Source organism: Bacillus sp. 05T31, assembly GCF_056396725.1.
Genome location: NZ_JBFTMA010000022.1, coordinates 1 through 17,570, shown reverse-complemented (window position 1 = coordinate 17,570; position 17,570 = coordinate 1). Strand labels below are relative to the sequence as shown.

Sequence of the window (17,570 nt, the reverse complement as noted above, 5' to 3'; positions counted from 1 at the left end):
TCCTTTATCAACAAAATTCCTTGATAAAAACGGGAATTTCTTCTATGAATACGGTGCTGAAAAACGAACCCATGTTACATACGATCAAATTCCAAAAGTAATTGAAAGTGCATTCCTTGCGACTGAGGATGCTCGTTTCTACGATCATAATGGAATTGATTTTAGACGTACTGGAATGGCAGTCATGGAAAATGTCACTGGTGGTTTTGGATCACAAGGTGGTAGTACGATTACACAGCAAGTAGTTAAAAACTATTTTCTAACGATGGACAAAACTGCAAAAAGAAAAGTGCARGAATGGTACTTATCTTATAAGTTAGAGCAACAGTACTCAAAACATGAAATTTTAGAAATGTACTTAAATAAGATTAACTTAGGTAATCGCTCTTATGGTATTTCAACAGCTGCCAAAAAATATTACGGCAAAGATTTAAAAGACATACAACTACACGAAGCTGCTATGCTCGCTGGTTTACCCCAAGGTCCTAACATTTATGATCCAACAAAACCAGATAACGTTGATAGAGCAACGAAACGTCGTAATATCGTATTAACATTAATGAACCGACACGGGTATATAACGAAACAAGAAATGAATGACGCAATGCAAATCYCTGTAAYACAAGGACTTCTTCCATCTTCAGAAGTGACTGAAATGAAGTATCAAGCATTTATAGATGCTGYTGTAAAGGAAGTTGAAAAAGAATACCCTGATGTAAATATCGGTTCAGATGGTTTAACGATTCATACAACACTTGATCAAGATGCTCAAGATTACGCTGAGAAAATTATGGATGGCAATCTCATTAAGTATCCAAACGATCAGTTCCAAGGATCGTTTGTATTTATGGATACACAGTCTGGAGAAGTTCGAGCAATTGGTGCTGGGCGTAAAGAAAGTAAGTCTACTTTCAAAGGTCATAATATGGCAGTTGATTTAAAACGCCAAGTTGGTTCAACAATGAAACCAATTTTCGACTATGGTCCAGCAATTGAGAATCTTCAATGGTCTACTTACCATCAATTAAATGACTCTGATTACACTTACTCTAATGGCACAAAGATTAAAAATGCTACAGGTAATTTTAAAGGTGACGTTTCACTTCGTGAAGCATTGAAGAAGTCATTAAACATCCCGGCTTTAAAGACAGCTCAAACAGTTGGTCTTACTAAGTCACAAGAGTTTGCTGAAGGTTTAGGCATGACGTTTGAAAATGGAGTACATGAATCTACTGCAATTGGTAGTAACGATAGTTCTCCATTAGCAGTAGCAGGTGCATATGCAGCGTTTGGTAATGACGGTGTTTATAATAAACCTCACTTCGTAAAAGAAGTCATCTTCCCAGACGGGAAAAAGAAAAGCTTTAAACCGAAAGAACAACGTGCAATGCACGACTATACAGCTTACATGGTTACTGATGTTCTTCGTGACGTAGTAAAACCTGGTTCTGGCGGTACAGGGCCAACAGCATATGTTTCTGGATTCGACGTTGCTGGTAAAACAGGAACACAAAACTTTGATGCAAAAGATATAAAAAAATATGGCATCCCAGCTGATGCGAACAGAGATAGCTGGTTCGCTGGATATACACCACAATATACGATGGCTGTGTGGACTGGTTACGAAAAGAATGGTCCAGAAAATTACATTAGCGATCGTTATACTAAAATTGCACAACAAATGTTCCAAGTAATGATGAGCAAATTCGCTACAGATAAATCTCGTTTCGAACGTCCTTCTTCTGTACAAGAAATAAATGAAGAATTGTACGTAAAAGGTGCGAAAAAAGATGYAGTTAAACAAATTAAAGTAGATCCACCTAGTGGCCTTAATGTCGCTTTCGATGGCGCTAGCACAGTGACACTGAACTGGTCTGGACCATCATCAAATGTTGATGCATACGCAGCAAGCTATAAAGCTACTGACGGTTCTAGTGGTAGCTTATCAGTAAGCGGTACGACAGCTACTCTTGGTGGTATTAAACCAGGTGTTACTTACAGTTTCTCTGTAGTAGCGAAAAAGGGTACTGGAACAAGCCCTGCAGTTGGTGCATCCTTCACTGCCCCTGGCGGAACTCCAGATGCGAAAAAAGCTGATGAAGAAGCTAAGAAAAAAGCTGACGAAGAAGCCCTGAAAAAGACCAATGAAGATAAACTAAAACAAGAAGAAGCTAAGAAAAAAGCTGATGAAGATCAGCGTAAACAGCAAGAACAGCAACAGCAACAACAGCAACAACAAGAACAACAACGTAAACAACAAGAACAACAACGTAAACAACAAGAACAACAGCAGCAACAAGAACAACAACGTAAACAGCAAGAAGAAGCTCAAAAGAAAGCCGCTGACGAAGAGGCTAAGAAGAAAGCTGACGAAGAAGCTAAGAGAAAAGCTGACGAAGAAGCTAGAAAAAAAGCTGAAGAGCAACAACAGCAACAGCAACAAAATAACGGGGAAGATACACCTCACGCGGACGGAAATGTTGTTACAACAGAGTCTTAATAAACAAAAAAAGAAGTCGGTTTCTCTTAATGAGAAACCGACTTCTTTTTTGTTATCATTTTCTTTACATATAGCTTTTCTATTTCGAYATACAACTGTACTAATTGAATATACGAATGGTAATTACTCGGTTTCTTTATAATAAATGAATATCGCTCCATAAAATTAACAGGTTGTACTTCCAATTTATTCGTATTTACTTGCATCTCATTCAAACTATGAACAGGCTGCTCATTTAACCAATATATAACCGATAGAAAGTGCGCTGCAAAAAGAATCATCGGACCCTCAGCTTCTTGTTTTTTTCTGTTCCGAAATAGTATAGCAATTTCTTCATGCTTGCTTTTCCATATATTTAACACCGCTGGAATACTTGTTTCAATTTCATTCCATGGCTCATATTTTCTTTCAATATCAAATATAAAGTAAGTATTTTGTATTATCTCTTCAAAAGATTGGTCTGTGTGATACGTAATCGAATTTGCACTCTCTTTAAAAAATGGCACGCACCGAAACTCTTTCGGTATTTCTATAACTCGCTCCATCCTTTATTTCCCCTTCATTCGTTTCTTTCCTTCGCGACATATTTCTAGTAATCGACACTCTTCACATTGTGGTCGCTGCGCCTTACAGTAATAACGTCCGAAGAAAATCATACGGTGGTGTGTAACTCCCCACTCATCCATTGGAATTTTCTTCATCAATGTCTTTTCCACTTCTAACACAGAATCTTTCCATCTACAAATTGCTAACCGTTTACTCACTCTCTCTACATGCGTATCAACAGCAATCGCTGGAATCCCAAACGCTACCGAAACAACTACATTCGCTGTCTTTCTCCCTACTCCTGGTAATTTCGTCAGCTCATCACGGTCTTCTGGAACTTTCCCGTTATAATCATCTAGTAACATCCGGCACAATTTTTGAATATTTTTCGCCTTATTTCTAAACAATCCAATGGAACGTATATCTTGTTGTAATTCTTCTAAAGACACACTTAAATAATCTTCTGGTGTTTTATATTTTTGAAATAAGTTTTTCGTCACTTTATTCACAAGTGCATCTGTACATTGCGCAGATAATGCCACTGCGATTACAAGTTCAAATGGATTATCATGAATTAATTCACAATGCGCTTCTGGATACATATCCGCCATTGTATCTAAACAATAACGAATTTGCGTTTTGTTCAACATATCTTTCCTCCTACACTACTGCTCCAACCAATTATAAAAAGGCACTTTCCCAGTAAATTTCGTCTCTTGTTTTGTCGTTTGTTGTGTGCGTTGTTGATTCGCTCTAAATTTCTGGCCTTGATTTTGCGCTTGATCTACCGTTTTAATTCCGTTCTTTTTCCACTCAAACAAAATACGATCAATATACCGGAAATTAAGTTTACCACTCATAACAGCTTCACGAAGAGCCGCTTGAATTAAATTCGGATGGTGTTGATCTTGATCTTCCCACATCCCTAATGTTTCACATTCAAATGGCGAAAGTGGTCTTCCGAATTCTTTTTCAAATACTGTATATAAATTTACTTGAATTTGTTTTTGTTCTTTTTGCTCTTCCTCTATAGATTCATTCATTAAAAAGTGCAATATTTTTTCCCACAGTGGTTGTAAAGAATAACTTTCACACATCATCGCTTCAGATCTTCGTCCACCTTCTAGTGCTAAAAAACCTTTTTGGATTAAAGTCTGAATCACTTCCATGCATTTCATTTCTGTTATCGTCATCCGTTCTGAAATCTCTGAAGGAGTCGGGAACGAATTACCTGATTCTAAAAATGTGTGTACATGAAGTACTACCATAAATTCCGTCTCATTTAAACCTAGCTTTTTATAATGCATCATAAGCAATTTAGGAATCGCTATGCTTCCCTGTTCAAACCATTGTAACATCATTTTCTTTTTCATCACCAAACACCTCGTTCTCTAGTATAACACACCTTTAGCCATTTCTTTTTGCCACAATTCGTCAAAAAAACCTCCCTATATATAGGGAGGTTTTTTGCCATTTACTACAAGAAAYAGACGATTAAGCCTGTACTTTACTTTTCATGAACGTATGAATTCGTTCTAATGCTTTCTCAACTTGCTCAAGAGATGTCGCATACGATAATCGAACGTTATTTGGTGCACCAAATCCTGTACCTGGAACAAGAGCCACCTTTTCTTCTTCTAATAATGCTTTTGCCCACTCATCAACTGTATCATACCCAGCTAACGCTACGGCTTCTTTTACATTTGGGAATAAGTAAAAAGCACCTTGTGGCTTAATGCAAGTGAAACCAGGAATTTGAATTAATTTATCATAAATAATGTTCAATCTTTCTTCAAACGCTTGACGCATTGTTTCTACAGGTTCTTGTGAGCCTGCATACGCAGCAATTGCACCGTATTGAGCAATTGAAGTAGGGTTTGACGTACTATGACTCGCTAAGTTCGTCATCGCTTTAATAAGCTGCTTATTTCCTGCTGCATATCCAATGCGCCATCCTGTCATAGAATGTGATTTAGATACACCATTAATAATAAGTGTTTGTTCTTTTAATGCATTAGAAAGCTGGGCAATTGAAGTATATTCTGCGTCACCATAAATCAATTTTTCATAGATTTCATCAGAAACGATTAAGATATCATGTTCTAAACATATTTCTCCAAGCTGTTGTAATTCCTCTTTGCTGTAAATCATTCCTGTTGGATTGCTCGGTGAATTAATAATAACTGCTTTCGTTTTCTCTGTAATTGCCTCACGCAGCTGCTTTGCTGTAATTTTGTACTCATTGTCTTCTAGGCCTTCTACATAAACTGGTTTACCACCAGCAAGCTTTACTTGTTCAGGATAACTTACCCAATAAGGAGTTGGGATGATAACTTCATCTCCTTCATCAAGTAACACTTGGAATAATGTATATAATGCATGCTTGGCACCATTACATACAATAATTTCAGATGGATCATACGCTATTCCTTGATCGCGAGTAAATTTCTTAACGATTTCTAGTTTTAACGCTTGTAATCCACCTGTTGGTGTATATTTCGTATGTCCTTCTAACATCGCTTTATGCGCAGCATCCATTATATGTTCTGGTGTATTAAAATCAGGTTCCCCTGCCCCTAATGCAATTACATCATGACCTTCTGCTTTTAATGCTTGTGCCTTTGCTGTAATTTCTAAAGTTGAAGAYGGTGTTAAAGCAGCTACTCGCTTTGCTAATTTCATTTGTAGTTCCCCCTACATCTATTTTTCAATGCTATATCGTCTTAAAAAGTTCCCATCTTTAAATTCAAGATAGTAGTAACTATAACGATTGTCATCATCAATATATGTAACTTCCCATAATGGTATATTATTTTCAAAGCCTAATTTTGCTTTTAAAATTTCTTTCGGCTTACTTTYGGGTTCTTTACTTTCATCTCCGACTTGTTCAATCGTTCTTTGTAAAGCATCTTTTTCAGAAATACCTTCGCTCTTTTTCCTTACTATAGTTTCCCCTTTTTTCTCAGGCACCCAAACGATAAGTTGTTCTCCTTTTTCATCTGTACCTTGTACGACTGTATATGAAGATTTTCCGTTATAATAATCAACGGTATTTACCTTTGTAAGCTTTGCCTTTTCTTTCGCAATTTCTACAGACTTTGACTCTTTTGGAATTTTCTTTTCCATCGCTTTATTATAAACATATGCCCCATATATTCCGCTAGCAACGATAACGATAATGATTGTAARGATCCACTTTTTCATTGTATCACTACGTTCTGTAAATCGTAAATACAGCTATTTCTTTATCTTTTTCGTCTAATGCTAATCCGAACATGAGGTCCTGCTCTTTTAACGTACGATTCAAACCATCAACAATTTTATACAAGTCAGACGAATATTTAATACGCGTCGTTGATAGGACTTCGATTTTCTTATCCATGAAAAAACTCCTCCGTTACACAAAAATTTCTAATTATAGAAGAACGCAATGCGGTTACAATAAGAGTACATTCTTTACAACCCCTGCTTCATCACCCATCTATTATAGCAGGACATGTACAGCAAAAAAAGGTTTCAAATCGAAAAGCAATATATTTTGTATACAAGAAGTAAGAAAAATAAAATTCCTCCTACCCACATTTTTTACGCCTGAAGTTTAAATGTACTTCAGGCGTATTTTTCTTCCAATTTTATTCATTTGACGATTCTTCTAACTGTACTAACAATTCTTCTAACGGTCCTTCATAGAGCGGTACAGTTGGGATTGATTGTAAAAATCGTTTTCCATAGGAAGAACTTGTCAAACGACGATCTAATACAAATACAGTTCCCGTATCTGTATTTGTTCTAATAAGACGACCAAACCCTTGTTTGAAACGCAAGATTGCTTGCGGGAGCGCCAACTTATCGAATACGTCTTCTCCTTGATTTTTTAACCACTCTCCTTTTGCTTCCATCATCGGCTGATGAGGAGGGGTAAAAGGCAGACGGACAATGACAAGACAGCTTAGGGCATCTCCAGGTATATCTATCCCTTCCCAAAAACTACTTGTTCCTAACAAAATCGATTTGTCGAACTCCTGGAATTTGCGGATTAGACGACTTCGGCTCTTATTATTCACACTTTGCGTTAATAATAAATATCCTTCTAATGTCTCATCATTTTTCAAATTCGTATACGCTTCTTTCAACATTTCATACGAAGTGAATAAAACGAGCATTCTACCTTTTGTAGCTTTCGCTATTTTCGCAATATGTGCCGATATAGACTCAATATATTCTTCATTACTTGCTTTCTTAATAAAAGGTACATCCGTTGAAACCATTAATTTCATTTGCTCTTCAAAACGGAATGGTGATGGAACCTTTAATGTATTGGGAGCAAAATCATGTAAACCTAGCTCCTCTTTTATATAGTCGAATGAATCATTAACTGTTAACGTTGCTGATGTGAAAATAACACTCTTTTTCTGGGTTAAAAATTCATCAGCAAATCTTTCACCAATATGAACAGGCTGCGCATATAGAACTGTTGAATGAATCGTCCCCTTCGTTTCAGTCTCCATCCATGTCACGTATGAATTTTTTTCTAAAATGAGTAATTGTAAAGATTGTGCCATCTTTCTCAACAACTCAATTAAATGCATAAATTCACCTGTAACGACATGCATCTCCCATTCTAATTTACTTTGCAATATTTCAGCTTGCTTCTCAAGTGTAGTCAATAACTTTCTTACATCATACACAAATCGATTTGTTAACTCGGTAATGCTATCCCATAACTTACCTTTCTCTACTTCCGTGTTATATCGATAAATGAGTGGCATATTGCTCATCCCTTGTTCCTGCTTTGTTTGTTTAAATACGAAAGTCCGTAACATTTGAAATAGTTCATCCGCATCAAATTTCAATTCCTTCAAACTATGACTCACCATACGGAAAGTCGAACGTGATGCTTGCTCTGATTTTTTCATCATTTTATATACTTTAGAAAGTACATCATCTGTTTCTAGCGTACCAAGACGAGATAAAGCTAATTGAAAATACATGCATGAGAACTGTTCACCTAATGTTCTACTCGCCGCTTCCTCGATATGATGAGCTTCATCAAAAATAATATGTTCACATGAAGCAAATAGTGGTTCTTCACTTGAAAAATCTTGAAATAATAACGCATGATTTGTAATAACGATATCTGCAAATAATGCTTTATTCTTTGCTCTTTGATAAAAACAACGACTATACCAGTTGCTTTGCATCCCGCCTGGACTATGTACATCACTACAAATACGGTTCCAAAGTAACTTGCCGCCCTCAGGAATATTYAATTCATCACGATCGCCAGTTTCCGTTTGCAATAACCACACTAAAATTTTTGCYTTTGTGAGYGCCATATCATAATTTTTCTCTTCCTCTTGCAAAGCATATTCAAATTTGTGTAGACAAAGGTAATGCTTTCTTCCTTTCAGAAGAGCTACTTCAAATGAAAATGGCATTATTTTCTTTAATAAAGGAATTTCTTTTTCTAGTATTTGTTGTTGCAATTGTACAGTTTGTGTACTTATAATGACAGGTTCTTCTTTTTTCTTTGCGAAATAAATACTTGGAAGTAAATATGCAAGCGTCTTCCCCGTACCTGTTCCTGCTTCAATCAGTGAAAACCTAGAATCTCTTAGCGCTGTATATATTTCCTTCATCATAATTTGTTGGCTTTCTCTTTTTTCAAACTTTGGCATATTCAATTCAAGTTTATCGATTGTCTTATGTAAGAAAGCATCAAATTTAGATGAGTATGTTTCACTGAGGCTTAAAGAATAATTCCGCTTTCGAAGCGCAATATTTCGATACACCTCACACTCCTCTGCCTCTTCTTTACCATGCATCATTTTCTTTAAAATATTTTCAGAAAGTACATCAGCTATATCACTTTGGAAAACATCACTTAATTCATAAAGCGATTGTAATGTGACAAGTGGTAACTTTTCAATTTCACTTAAAAATTGTAAAAACAACTCCGCTGTTGCAAGAGCATCACTATCCGCACGATGTGGTTGATCGTGCTCTAGTTCATGCTGCTTAGCTAAATCACGTAATTTATAACTATCAGCTGTTGGCAAAAGAATTTGCGCCAATTCAACTGTATCAATTTTAGGACAATGTACTTCTGTATATCCAGCCTGCCTTAATTCTTCATTTAAAAAATTCCAATCAAAGTGAACGTTATGTGCAACAAAAGCCGCACCTTGTAATAGCTCAACAATCATCGGGGCTACATCTCGAAATAACGGGGCTTGTTTTACAAGATTTTCATCAATCCCAGTTAATTCTGTAATAAATAGGGGAATCTCTCTCTTCGGATTAATAAAAGATGAAAAAATCTCTAATACCTCTCCATCTTCCACTACAACAGCTGCAATTTGGGTGATTTTATCCTTCCCATCCTTCCAGGAGTTCCCTGTCGTCTCTAAATCAACAACGACATAACGCTTACTCATATATGTAACACCTCAATTTCTTACCTATCAAACACAAAAATTATATAATGTTACTATACCACGTTTTACCTCATCTTAATGAAAAGATGCACAAAAAAGCTATCTCCTTAATTAGAGATAGCCTTCCTACTTATAATATCGTGCCAGCTTTTTCAGCACCTAACATTTCAATAATTTGATTATCATCGTCTAATACTGCAATTTTCGGCTCTTGTTTATGAATATTTTCTTCTGCAACTAAACCATAGCAAATAATAATAACTTTATCACCCGGTTGTACAAGCCTTGCAGCTGCACCATTTAAACACACAACACCGCTACCGCGCTCTCCTTTAATAACATATGTCTCTAAGCGAGCTCCATTGTTGTTATTTACAATTTGTACTTTTTCATTTTCTACAATATTTACCGCATCCATTAAATCTTCATCAATTGTAATACTACCTACATAATTTAAATTTGCTTCTGTTACAGTTGCACGATGTAACTTCGCTCTCATCATTGTGCGAAACATAGATGCTCCCCCTTATTTCCCCATTAATGTTATATTGTCAATTAATCGTACATTTTCAAACTTAACYGCAATCGCTAAAATGATTCTTCCTTCAATTTTATTTATTGCTTTTAAWGAAGGATATGCATATACATCAGCATAATCTACAGTGCCTTTCGTATACTTCTCAATATGCTCTTTCACAAGATTCATAATGATTTCCGGATTACGTTCGCCTGCCTCAATTCGTTCTTTCGCTATACATAGACTGCCGTATAAATGAGGAGCCTCTTCACGTTCTTCTAGTGATAAATACACATTACGAGAACTTTTCGCTAATCCATCTTCTTCCCTTACAATATCAACTGGTACGATCGTAACGGGAATATTAAAATCAGTTACGAATCCTTCAATTACAGCTACTTGCTGTGCATMTTTCATACCGAAATAAGCACGCGTTGGCAATGTAATATTAAATAGTTTCATTAGTACAGTCGCCACACCAGCGAAATGACCAGGTCTTTGTTTGCCACATAATACGTCGGTACGCTTCACAACTTCTACTGTTGTCGTTTGTTCTGCTGGATACATCTCTTCTACACTCGGATAAAATAAATAATCAACACCATTTTCTTTTGCTACATTTTCATCTCTATCAATATCACGTGGGTATCGATCTAAATCTTCATTTGGTCCAAATTGTAGTGGATTTACAAATACACTTAAAACTACAATTTCATTTTCTTCCCTTGCCTTACGTAGTAACGTAGCATGCCCTTCGTGTAAATACCCCATCGTTGGAACAAAACCGATACTTTTTCTACTTGCATGCAGTTCGTTTGTAATTTGCTGCATCTCTTGCACTGTAGTTATGATTTTCATTATTGTTTTCCTCCGTATAACGCTAAGCACTCTTCCTCTTTCATTGTGAATGAATGTTTTTCTTCAGGAAATTGCCCTGTCTTTACTTCAGTAACGTATTGCGAAATCCCTCGCACAATCTCCTCTTGAACAGACGTATATTGCTTCACAAATTTCGGAACACGATTTACGCCGTACGAGATAAGATCGTGGTATACAAGAACTTGCCCATCTACTTTTTGTCCTGCTCCAATTCCGATTGTAGGAATTGTTAAGTGCTCTGAAATAAGTTCTGCTAATTGCATTGGCACACATTCTAGCACAAGTGCTATCGCACCAGCTTCCTCACATTTCTTTGCATCTTCTATTAATTTTTTTGCACTTTCAGCATCTTTCCCTTGTACTTTATACCCACCTAGCACTCCTACAGATTGAGGAGTTAAACCTAAATGCGCCACAACGGGAATTCCCGCATTCGTTAAGTAGTGAATAGTTGATATAACTTCTCCAGCACCTTCTACCTTTAATGCATGTGCCCCGCTCTCTTGAACAATGCGACGTGCATTAATCATCGTATCTTGCGATGAGACATGATAAGACATAAATGGCATATCAGTTACAATAAACGTCTCTTTCGCTCCGCGGCGTACAGCTTTCGTATGATGAATCATATCCTCTACTGTTACTGGAACTGTTGAATCATACCCAAGTACAACCATTCCTAGAGAATCACCCACTAAAATCATATCGACTTTAGCTTCTTCTGCTAATTTAGCAGATGGATAATCATACGCCGTTAGCATTGTAATCGGCTCACCTTGCTCTTTCATTTTCAAAAAATCTGTTTTTGTTTTCAAAAACTACTCCTCCTTTATGCAGGAGAGAGGAGATGGCCGAAATCATATAAAAAACCCCTCTGGCCATAAAAGGGCAGAAGGGTTGTGTGTTAGTCGGCATTATTCATCCCTCTGTCCCAGTCCGTTATTGGATCAAGGCAGAATCCAAATTATTATTTTTTCATACTGCGTAAAATAATGGTGCAGTTCGCTTTGATACTGCCCATATTCGAAMTAATTATAGCAAACTCTGAAAAGGAATTGCTACATTTTTTCGAAAAAATAATTTTYTATCCCTATTACGGTATGTGAAATTTATTAGTATCTAAATGACAAAAAGAAGCTCCAAAATAGGAACTTCTTTTACTTAATTTCTATATCAGCAGAATGAATGTGGTGCACTTGTCCTTGATGATCCTCAAGTAACAATACACCATCCTCCGTAATTCCTTTTGCTAGCCCATTAATAGTTTCCTTCATCGTTCGAGCTGTAATTTCTTTTCCGATACTTACTGCGTAACTTTCCCAAAGAATTTTAATAACAGAGAAGCCATTTTTTAAATACTCTTCATACAATTTCTCTAGTTGCAAGAAAATTTGTTGCATAAGTTCCGCACGAACAATCGGCTTACCCGATTCAATTGCTAATGAAGTTGCAATTTGCTGAATTTCCTCATCAAAATGTTCTTGTTTCTGATTTGCATTAATGCCAATTCCCATAATAACAGCATTAATTTTATCTGGATCAGCTTGCATCTCCGTTAATATACCGACAGCTTTTTTACCTTGAATTAAAATATCATTCGGCCATTTAATCCCTACGTTTACACCGGTACATTTTTCAATTGCTTGCGCTACGCTAACAGCTGCTAATAAAGTAAGCTGTGGTGCATGATGAACTGGAATCGAGGGACGCAAAATAATACTCATCCAAATTCCTGTTCCTTTTGGGGAATACCATTTTCTACTTAAACGTCCTCTACCTGCTGTTTGTTCTTCAGCAACGACAATTGTTCCCTCTTCTGCGCCTTCATAAGCAAGTCTCGCTGCAATATGCTGAGTAGACTCAACCGATTCTTCAAAATAAACCGTTCTACCGATACGCTCTGTTTGTAATCCTAATTGAATCTCATTCGCAGTTACTTTATCTGGTTTACTAGCAATTCTGTACCCTAAGCGGCGTACAGCTTCTAGTTCATACCCTTCATTACGAAGGTCCTCCATATGCTTCCATACAGCGGTTCTCGAACAACCAAGTTTGTCACTAAGTATTTGACCAGATACAAATGCACCATCTGCTTCAGAAAAAACTTGTAATAACTGCTTTCTTATAGTAGATTGCATCTTTGTAGCCACTCCCTTATATCCTCTTTCTTATTAACTAAATCTCCTTGTACGATTGCTTCTTCAATATTTTGAAGCATTTCGGCAACCCACGGACCTGGCTTTTTATCTGTCCAGCTTAATAAATCATTACCAGTCACATTCATTTCTTGACGATTTTTTATCGGCAATGCATGAAATAATGATTGTACTTGCTTAACAGACGCACTATTATAACTTTCTATTATCGCTTCATATACTCTTTCCGCCATCTCAGCGATGCGAATCCCAGTTTTATAAAGAAGGATTGTATCCCACTCCTTCTCCTTTCTAGAACGAATTGCTAATAAAACCGCTACGATATCTTTAATCTTTTTATTCGAGAACTTCCATTGACGCAAAAAGACAGATGGATGCTCTTCTCCGATACAATATAAGAAAAATGCCCACGCCTCAACGTCTGTTTCGAAAGAATCCCATTTATACTGCGTAGCTTTCAAGAGTCTTTCTTCTGACATTTGCAAATATGGCAGATGAGAAAATAGCTTAGTTTCTACTAACTCTTGAAGACCATTCACACAATATGTACCGGTCAACAATTTTTCAAATTCAACTGTAATTCTTTCAATCGCTATATGTTCGAGCAAATGCCCATACGTTTCAATTGCTTGTTTCGTCTTTATTTCCAAAGAGAAACCTAACGTACTTACGAACCGAATACCACGCATCATTCGCAGTGCATCTTCTTGAAAACGGTCTGCAGCATCTCCAACCGTTGTAATTTCCTTCAGACGAATCGCTTCTTTCCCAGCAAATAAATCAACCATTTCGCCTTCCTCTGTCATTGCAATTGCATTCATCGTGAAATCACGTCGTTTTAAATCCTCTTCTAATGAACGGACAAATTGAACACTACTAGGTCTTCGAAAATCTTCATATTCGCTTTCTGTTCGAAAAGTAGTTACCTCATACGGTTCACCATTTTCTACAACAATTACAGTTCCATGCTCAAGACCAACCGGAACATGTCTTGGGAAAATAGCCATTACTTCTTCTGGTAAAGCAGATGTTGCGATATCGATATCTCCAATCGGTCTATCGATAATAAGATCGCGTACACTTCCACCAACGAAGTAAGCCTCATGTCCGTGCTGTTTTAACATCTCAATAATTGAACTAGCTTTTTTAAATCTTTCCATTCTTGTCATCCCTTAGTATGTCATAATAAATCGCCTCATACTGTGAAACGATTTTTTCCGAACGAAACTGCTCATATACAGATTTCATCGCTCGCTCTCCCATATTACGGTGAAGTTCTTCATTTTCTAGTAGCTGAATTGCTTGCTTAGCTATTCCGTCTGTATCTCCAACTTCACATATATATCCTGTTTCACCATGTTGAATGACCTCTGGAATGCCCCCAACCCTCGTTCCGATACTAGGCACACCACACGCCATCGCTTCTAATATAACAAGACCAAAACTTTCCTTTTCTGATAAAAGTAGCATTAAATCACTCATCGCAAGAAGCTCTGCAACATTATCTTGCTTTCCTAGGAATAAGACACGTTCCTCAATATGTAAACTTTTCACCAATTGTAAAATAGTACAGAACTCTGGTCCATCACCAACAAGAAGCAATTTCGCATCTACTTCCTTTACAATTTTGGCAAATGACTGCACAACATCCTGTACACGCTTAACCTTTCGGAAATTTGAAATATGAATCAACACTTTTTCATTTTCTCGTATACCATATTCTTTTTTTAATTGAGACATATCACGTTTGAAATAAACACGTTCATCTACAAAATTGTATACCGTCTCAATTTCTTTATCTGGTTTTACAAGTTCATTTGTTTCTTCAATTAACGAATGTGACACAGCTGTAACAACATCAGATTGTTCAATACCAAAGCGAATTAAATTATTTAACGAAGGGTCGGAACCTAACACAGTAATATCCGTTCCATGTAAGGTCGTAACAATTTTAATACGCTCCCCAATCATTTGTTTTGCTAAATATGCACAAATAGCATGAGGGATTGCATAATGCACATGTAAAATATCAAGGTTTTCTCTTTGAGCAACCTCTGCCATTTTACTCGCTAATGCTAAATCGTAAGGTGGATATTGAAAAACAGAATATTGATTTACTGTTACTTCGTGAAAATAAATGTTCGGGTACACTTTATTCAACCGAAATGGTACACCCGATGTAATAAAATGAATTTCATGCCCGCGTTCYGCCAATTGCTTTCCTAACTCTGTCCCAACAACCCCAGAACCACCTACAGAAGGATAACATGTAATACCTATTTTCAATTTCATTTACATCCCCCTATTAAATCAGCATGTAATAAAACCGGTTTCTTACTCATAAATCCTTCGGCATACAGCACTCCAACTTCTTTCCCAAACATCTTCTCCCGAGCGATTACAGTTTCAACGTATCCTTCGGTTAATGGCGTCTTAACACCATCACTCCCTGTTGAAAACTGACTTTCATACGCTTCTAACGCTTCCACCTTTTTAGAAAGGTATTCACTAATATCTATACAAAAATTCGGTTTATGAAAACCATTAATCATATAATTATAAAAAGACTCTACACGGTGCGGCGGAAGTTCAGGCATATATTTACGAATTCCCGCTGAAAAGATAGCTTCTTCCACAAGTTTCGCGCAATTAGCATGGTCTGGATGACGATCTTCGTAATATGGTGCGAAAATTAGTGTTGGTTTATATGTACGAATAATCTTTACAATTTCACGTATATATTCTTCTTTCATATACAAACCACGGTCTGGCATTGCTAAATTAATTCTCGTTTTTACTCCCATAATACGAGCTGCAGCCTTTGCTTCTTCTTTTCTTAGTTCTACCGTTCCATTTGAAGAAAGATCAGCTTCTGTTAAATCGCAAATGCCTACTTCATATCCTTGCTTCGTATACTTTGCAATGGTACCTGCCATGCCGATTTCAACATCATCGGCATGAGCACCAAACGCTAATATATGTAATCCACTCATAATTGTTCCCCTCATTTTCTTAACTTTCGGTAATCTAAATCCCCCCGCTCTAATGCATGCATTAGCATTTCAGCACTTGCCATATTTGTTGCTAATGGGATGGCGTATACATCACATAAACGAAGTAACGCATTAACATCTGGTTCATGCGGCTGGGCTGTTAGTGGATCCCGGAAAAAAATCACCATATCCATCTCATTTTTTGCAATCATTGCACCAATTTCTTGATCTCCACCAAGAGGACCGGATTGATATCTTGTTACAACTAAACCAGTTGCCTCCATAATACGAAGTCCYGTCGTTCCTGTTGCAAAAAGTTCATGTTTTTCAAAAATTGGTTTATATGCGTATGCGAACGAAACCATATCATCTTTCTTTTTGTCATGTGCGATTAAGGCAATTTTCATCCGTTGTCTCCCCCTTTAGTCGATAATATTTTCTAAACCGTACACAAGATGATCAAGGTTCATTACTGTTTCAATTGATAGTTTTACACCTGACATAAATGATGCACGGTTGAATGAATCATGACGAACTGTTAACATTTGTCCATCTCCGCCGAACATTACTTCTTGGTGTGCAATAAGCCCTGGTAGACGTACGCTATGAATGTGAATACCGTCTACATTTGCACCACGTGCCCCTTCTAATTGTTCCGTTTCATTAGGGTGCCCTTGCTCTTTTGGCACACGATTTTGACGGATTAATTCTACTGTTTTTACAGCTGTACCAGATGGTGCGTCTAATTTTTGATCATGGTGTAATTCAATTACTTCAACATCTTGGAAGTACTTCGCTGCCATTTGAGARAAYTTCATCATAAGAACTGCACCAATCGCAAAGTTTGGAGCAATGATTGTTCCTACTTCTTTTTCTTTTGCATTTTCTGTTAATTGCTTTAGTTCTTCTTCAGTAAATCCAGTTGTACCAATAACTGATCGAAGTCCACGTTCAACTGCAAGTGTCACATGTTTCTTTCCAATTTCTGGTGTTGTTAAATCTAACAATACATCTGCTTCTACTTCATCTAAACAAGTATGTAAATCCGCGTAAATAGGTGCATCTAGCGCTGGCATTCCCGGTAAATCAGAAATTTTTTCTCCGCCATGCTTATAATCAATTGCTGCTACTAAATTGAAATGCGCTGTTCTTTCCATAAGAAGGACTGCTTCATATCCCATGCGTCCTCGTGGTCCAGCGATAATTACTTTAATTTCTTTCATGCGTCTTTCTCTCCCTCATCAATACGTGTCCAACGATCTTTATCACGTGTATTAAATTTATTCATTACAATGTTATGCGCTGTTTCTAAATCAATATTTAAACTATTTGCCATACAAATCATAACAAATAAAACATCTCCAAGCTCTTCCTCAACACTTCGTTCTTTCTCAGTCGTTTTCTTTGGTTTCTCACCATAATAATGATTAACCTCTCTTGCAAGCAAATAAAACATCTCCAAGCTCTTCCTCAACACTTCGTTCTTTCTCAGTCGTTTTCTTTGGTTTCTCACCATAATAATGATTAACCTCTCTTGCAAGC

At 36.9% G+C, this 17,570-nt stretch carries 17 protein-coding genes and 1 pseudogene; 1 reads left to right on the top strand and 17 read right to left on the bottom strand.

The window, feature by feature from the left end:
- A partial coding sequence (locus tag AC1DJR_RS03000) for a PBP1A family penicillin-binding protein (protein ID WP_477001985.1) occupies positions 1–2,500 on the top strand: 2,500 nt, incomplete at its 5' end.
- A gap of 26 nt (positions 2,501–2,526) precedes the next feature.
- On the opposite strand, the gene AC1DJR_RS02995 is transcribed toward AC1DJR_RS03000, so the two are convergent.
- The 17 genes and pseudogenes from AC1DJR_RS02995 to AC1DJR_RS02915 all read right to left on the bottom strand — a co-directional run.
- Complete coding sequence (locus AC1DJR_RS02995) at positions 2,527–3,045, bottom strand: YpoC family protein (RefSeq protein ID WP_477001984.1); 519 nt, start codon at positions 3,043–3,045, stop codon at positions 2,527–2,529.
- 3 nt (positions 3,046–3,048) lie between these two features.
- Positions 3,049–3,696, bottom strand: coding sequence for an endonuclease III (nth, locus tag AC1DJR_RS02990; protein ID WP_000933020.1), 648 nt, complete (start codon positions 3,694–3,696; stop codon positions 3,049–3,051).
- Positions 3,697–3,711: 15 nt separating this feature from the next.
- Complete coding sequence (gene dnaD / locus AC1DJR_RS02985; RefSeq protein WP_000728546.1) at positions 3,712–4,419, bottom strand: DNA replication protein DnaD; 708 nt, start codon at positions 4,417–4,419, stop codon at positions 3,712–3,714.
- A gap of 121 nt (positions 4,420–4,540) precedes the next feature.
- A complete protein-coding gene (gene aspB / locus AC1DJR_RS02980) occupies positions 4,541–5,728 on the bottom strand; it encodes an aspartate transaminase AspB (RefSeq protein ID WP_060751473.1) in 1,188 nt (395 codons plus the stop codon).
- An 18-nt stretch (positions 5,729–5,746) separates the two neighbouring features.
- Positions 5,747–6,250, bottom strand: a complete 504-nt coding sequence (locus AC1DJR_RS02975; RefSeq protein WP_477001983.1) for a cell wall elongation regulator TseB-like domain-containing protein — start codon at positions 6,248–6,250, stop codon at positions 5,747–5,749.
- Between the two features lie 7 nt (positions 6,251–6,257).
- The gene (locus AC1DJR_RS02970) at positions 6,258–6,428 is read right to left on the bottom strand and encodes a YpmA family protein (RefSeq protein WP_002166065.1); all 171 of its coding nucleotides are present in this window, start codon (positions 6,426–6,428) and stop codon (positions 6,258–6,260) included.
- Positions 6,429–6,678: 250 nt separating this feature from the next.
- Positions 6,679–9,483, bottom strand: a complete 2,805-nt coding sequence (gene dinG, locus AC1DJR_RS02965; RefSeq protein ID WP_341023894.1) for an ATP-dependent DNA helicase DinG — start codon at positions 9,481–9,483, stop codon at positions 6,679–6,681.
- Positions 9,484–9,613: 130 nt separating this feature from the next.
- Positions 9,614–9,997, bottom strand: a complete 384-nt coding sequence (gene panD, locus AC1DJR_RS02960) for an aspartate 1-decarboxylase (RefSeq protein WP_000490176.1) — start codon at positions 9,995–9,997, stop codon at positions 9,614–9,616.
- Between the two features lie 12 nt (positions 9,998–10,009).
- Positions 10,010–10,858: a pantoate--beta-alanine ligase gene (gene panC, locus AC1DJR_RS02955; protein WP_477001982.1), complete on the bottom strand. Its 849-nt coding sequence runs from the start codon at positions 10,856–10,858 to the stop codon at positions 10,010–10,012.
- Positions 10,858–11,694, bottom strand: a complete 837-nt coding sequence (panB, locus tag AC1DJR_RS02950) for a 3-methyl-2-oxobutanoate hydroxymethyltransferase (RefSeq protein WP_429686651.1) — start codon at positions 11,692–11,694, stop codon at positions 10,858–10,860. Before panB ends, panC begins: the two co-directional genes overlap by 1 nt.
- 342 nt (positions 11,695–12,036) lie before the next feature.
- The gene (locus tag AC1DJR_RS02945; protein ID WP_002086594.1) at positions 12,037–13,017 is read right to left on the bottom strand and encodes a biotin--[acetyl-CoA-carboxylase] ligase; all 981 of its coding nucleotides are present in this window, start codon (positions 13,015–13,017) and stop codon (positions 12,037–12,039) included.
- Complete coding sequence (locus AC1DJR_RS02940; RefSeq protein ID WP_002086595.1) at positions 13,002–14,195, bottom strand: CCA tRNA nucleotidyltransferase; 1,194 nt, start codon at positions 14,193–14,195, stop codon at positions 13,002–13,004. Before AC1DJR_RS02940 ends, AC1DJR_RS02945 begins: the two co-directional genes overlap by 16 nt.
- Positions 14,182–15,327, bottom strand: a complete 1,146-nt coding sequence (gene bshA, locus AC1DJR_RS02935; RefSeq protein ID WP_002086596.1) for an N-acetyl-alpha-D-glucosaminyl L-malate synthase BshA — start codon at positions 15,325–15,327, stop codon at positions 14,182–14,184. The genes AC1DJR_RS02940 and bshA overlap by 14 nt, the downstream gene beginning before the upstream one ends.
- Positions 15,324–16,028, bottom strand: a complete 705-nt coding sequence (gene bshB1, locus AC1DJR_RS02930; RefSeq protein ID WP_002011848.1) for a bacillithiol biosynthesis deacetylase BshB1 — start codon at positions 16,026–16,028, stop codon at positions 15,324–15,326. The genes bshA and bshB1 overlap by 4 nt, the downstream gene beginning before the upstream one ends.
- Positions 16,029–16,039: 11 nt before the next feature.
- Positions 16,040–16,435 carry a methylglyoxal synthase gene (gene mgsA, locus AC1DJR_RS02925; RefSeq protein WP_000684753.1) on the bottom strand — a complete coding sequence of 132 codons (396 nt, stop codon included), beginning with the start codon at positions 16,433–16,435 and terminating at the stop codon, positions 16,040–16,042.
- 15 nt (positions 16,436–16,450) lie between these two features.
- The gene (gene dapB, locus AC1DJR_RS02920) at positions 16,451–17,251 is read right to left on the bottom strand and encodes a dihydrodipicolinate reductase (protein ID WP_002126457.1); all 801 of its coding nucleotides are present in this window, start codon (positions 17,249–17,251) and stop codon (positions 16,451–16,453) included.
- Positions 17,248–17,472 (bottom strand): annotated as a pseudogene (locus tag AC1DJR_RS02915) (MazG nucleotide pyrophosphohydrolase domain-containing protein); the annotation flags it as partial. The pseudogene AC1DJR_RS02915 and the gene dapB, both read right to left, overlap by 4 nt.
- Positions 17,473–17,570 lie beyond the last annotated feature (98 nt).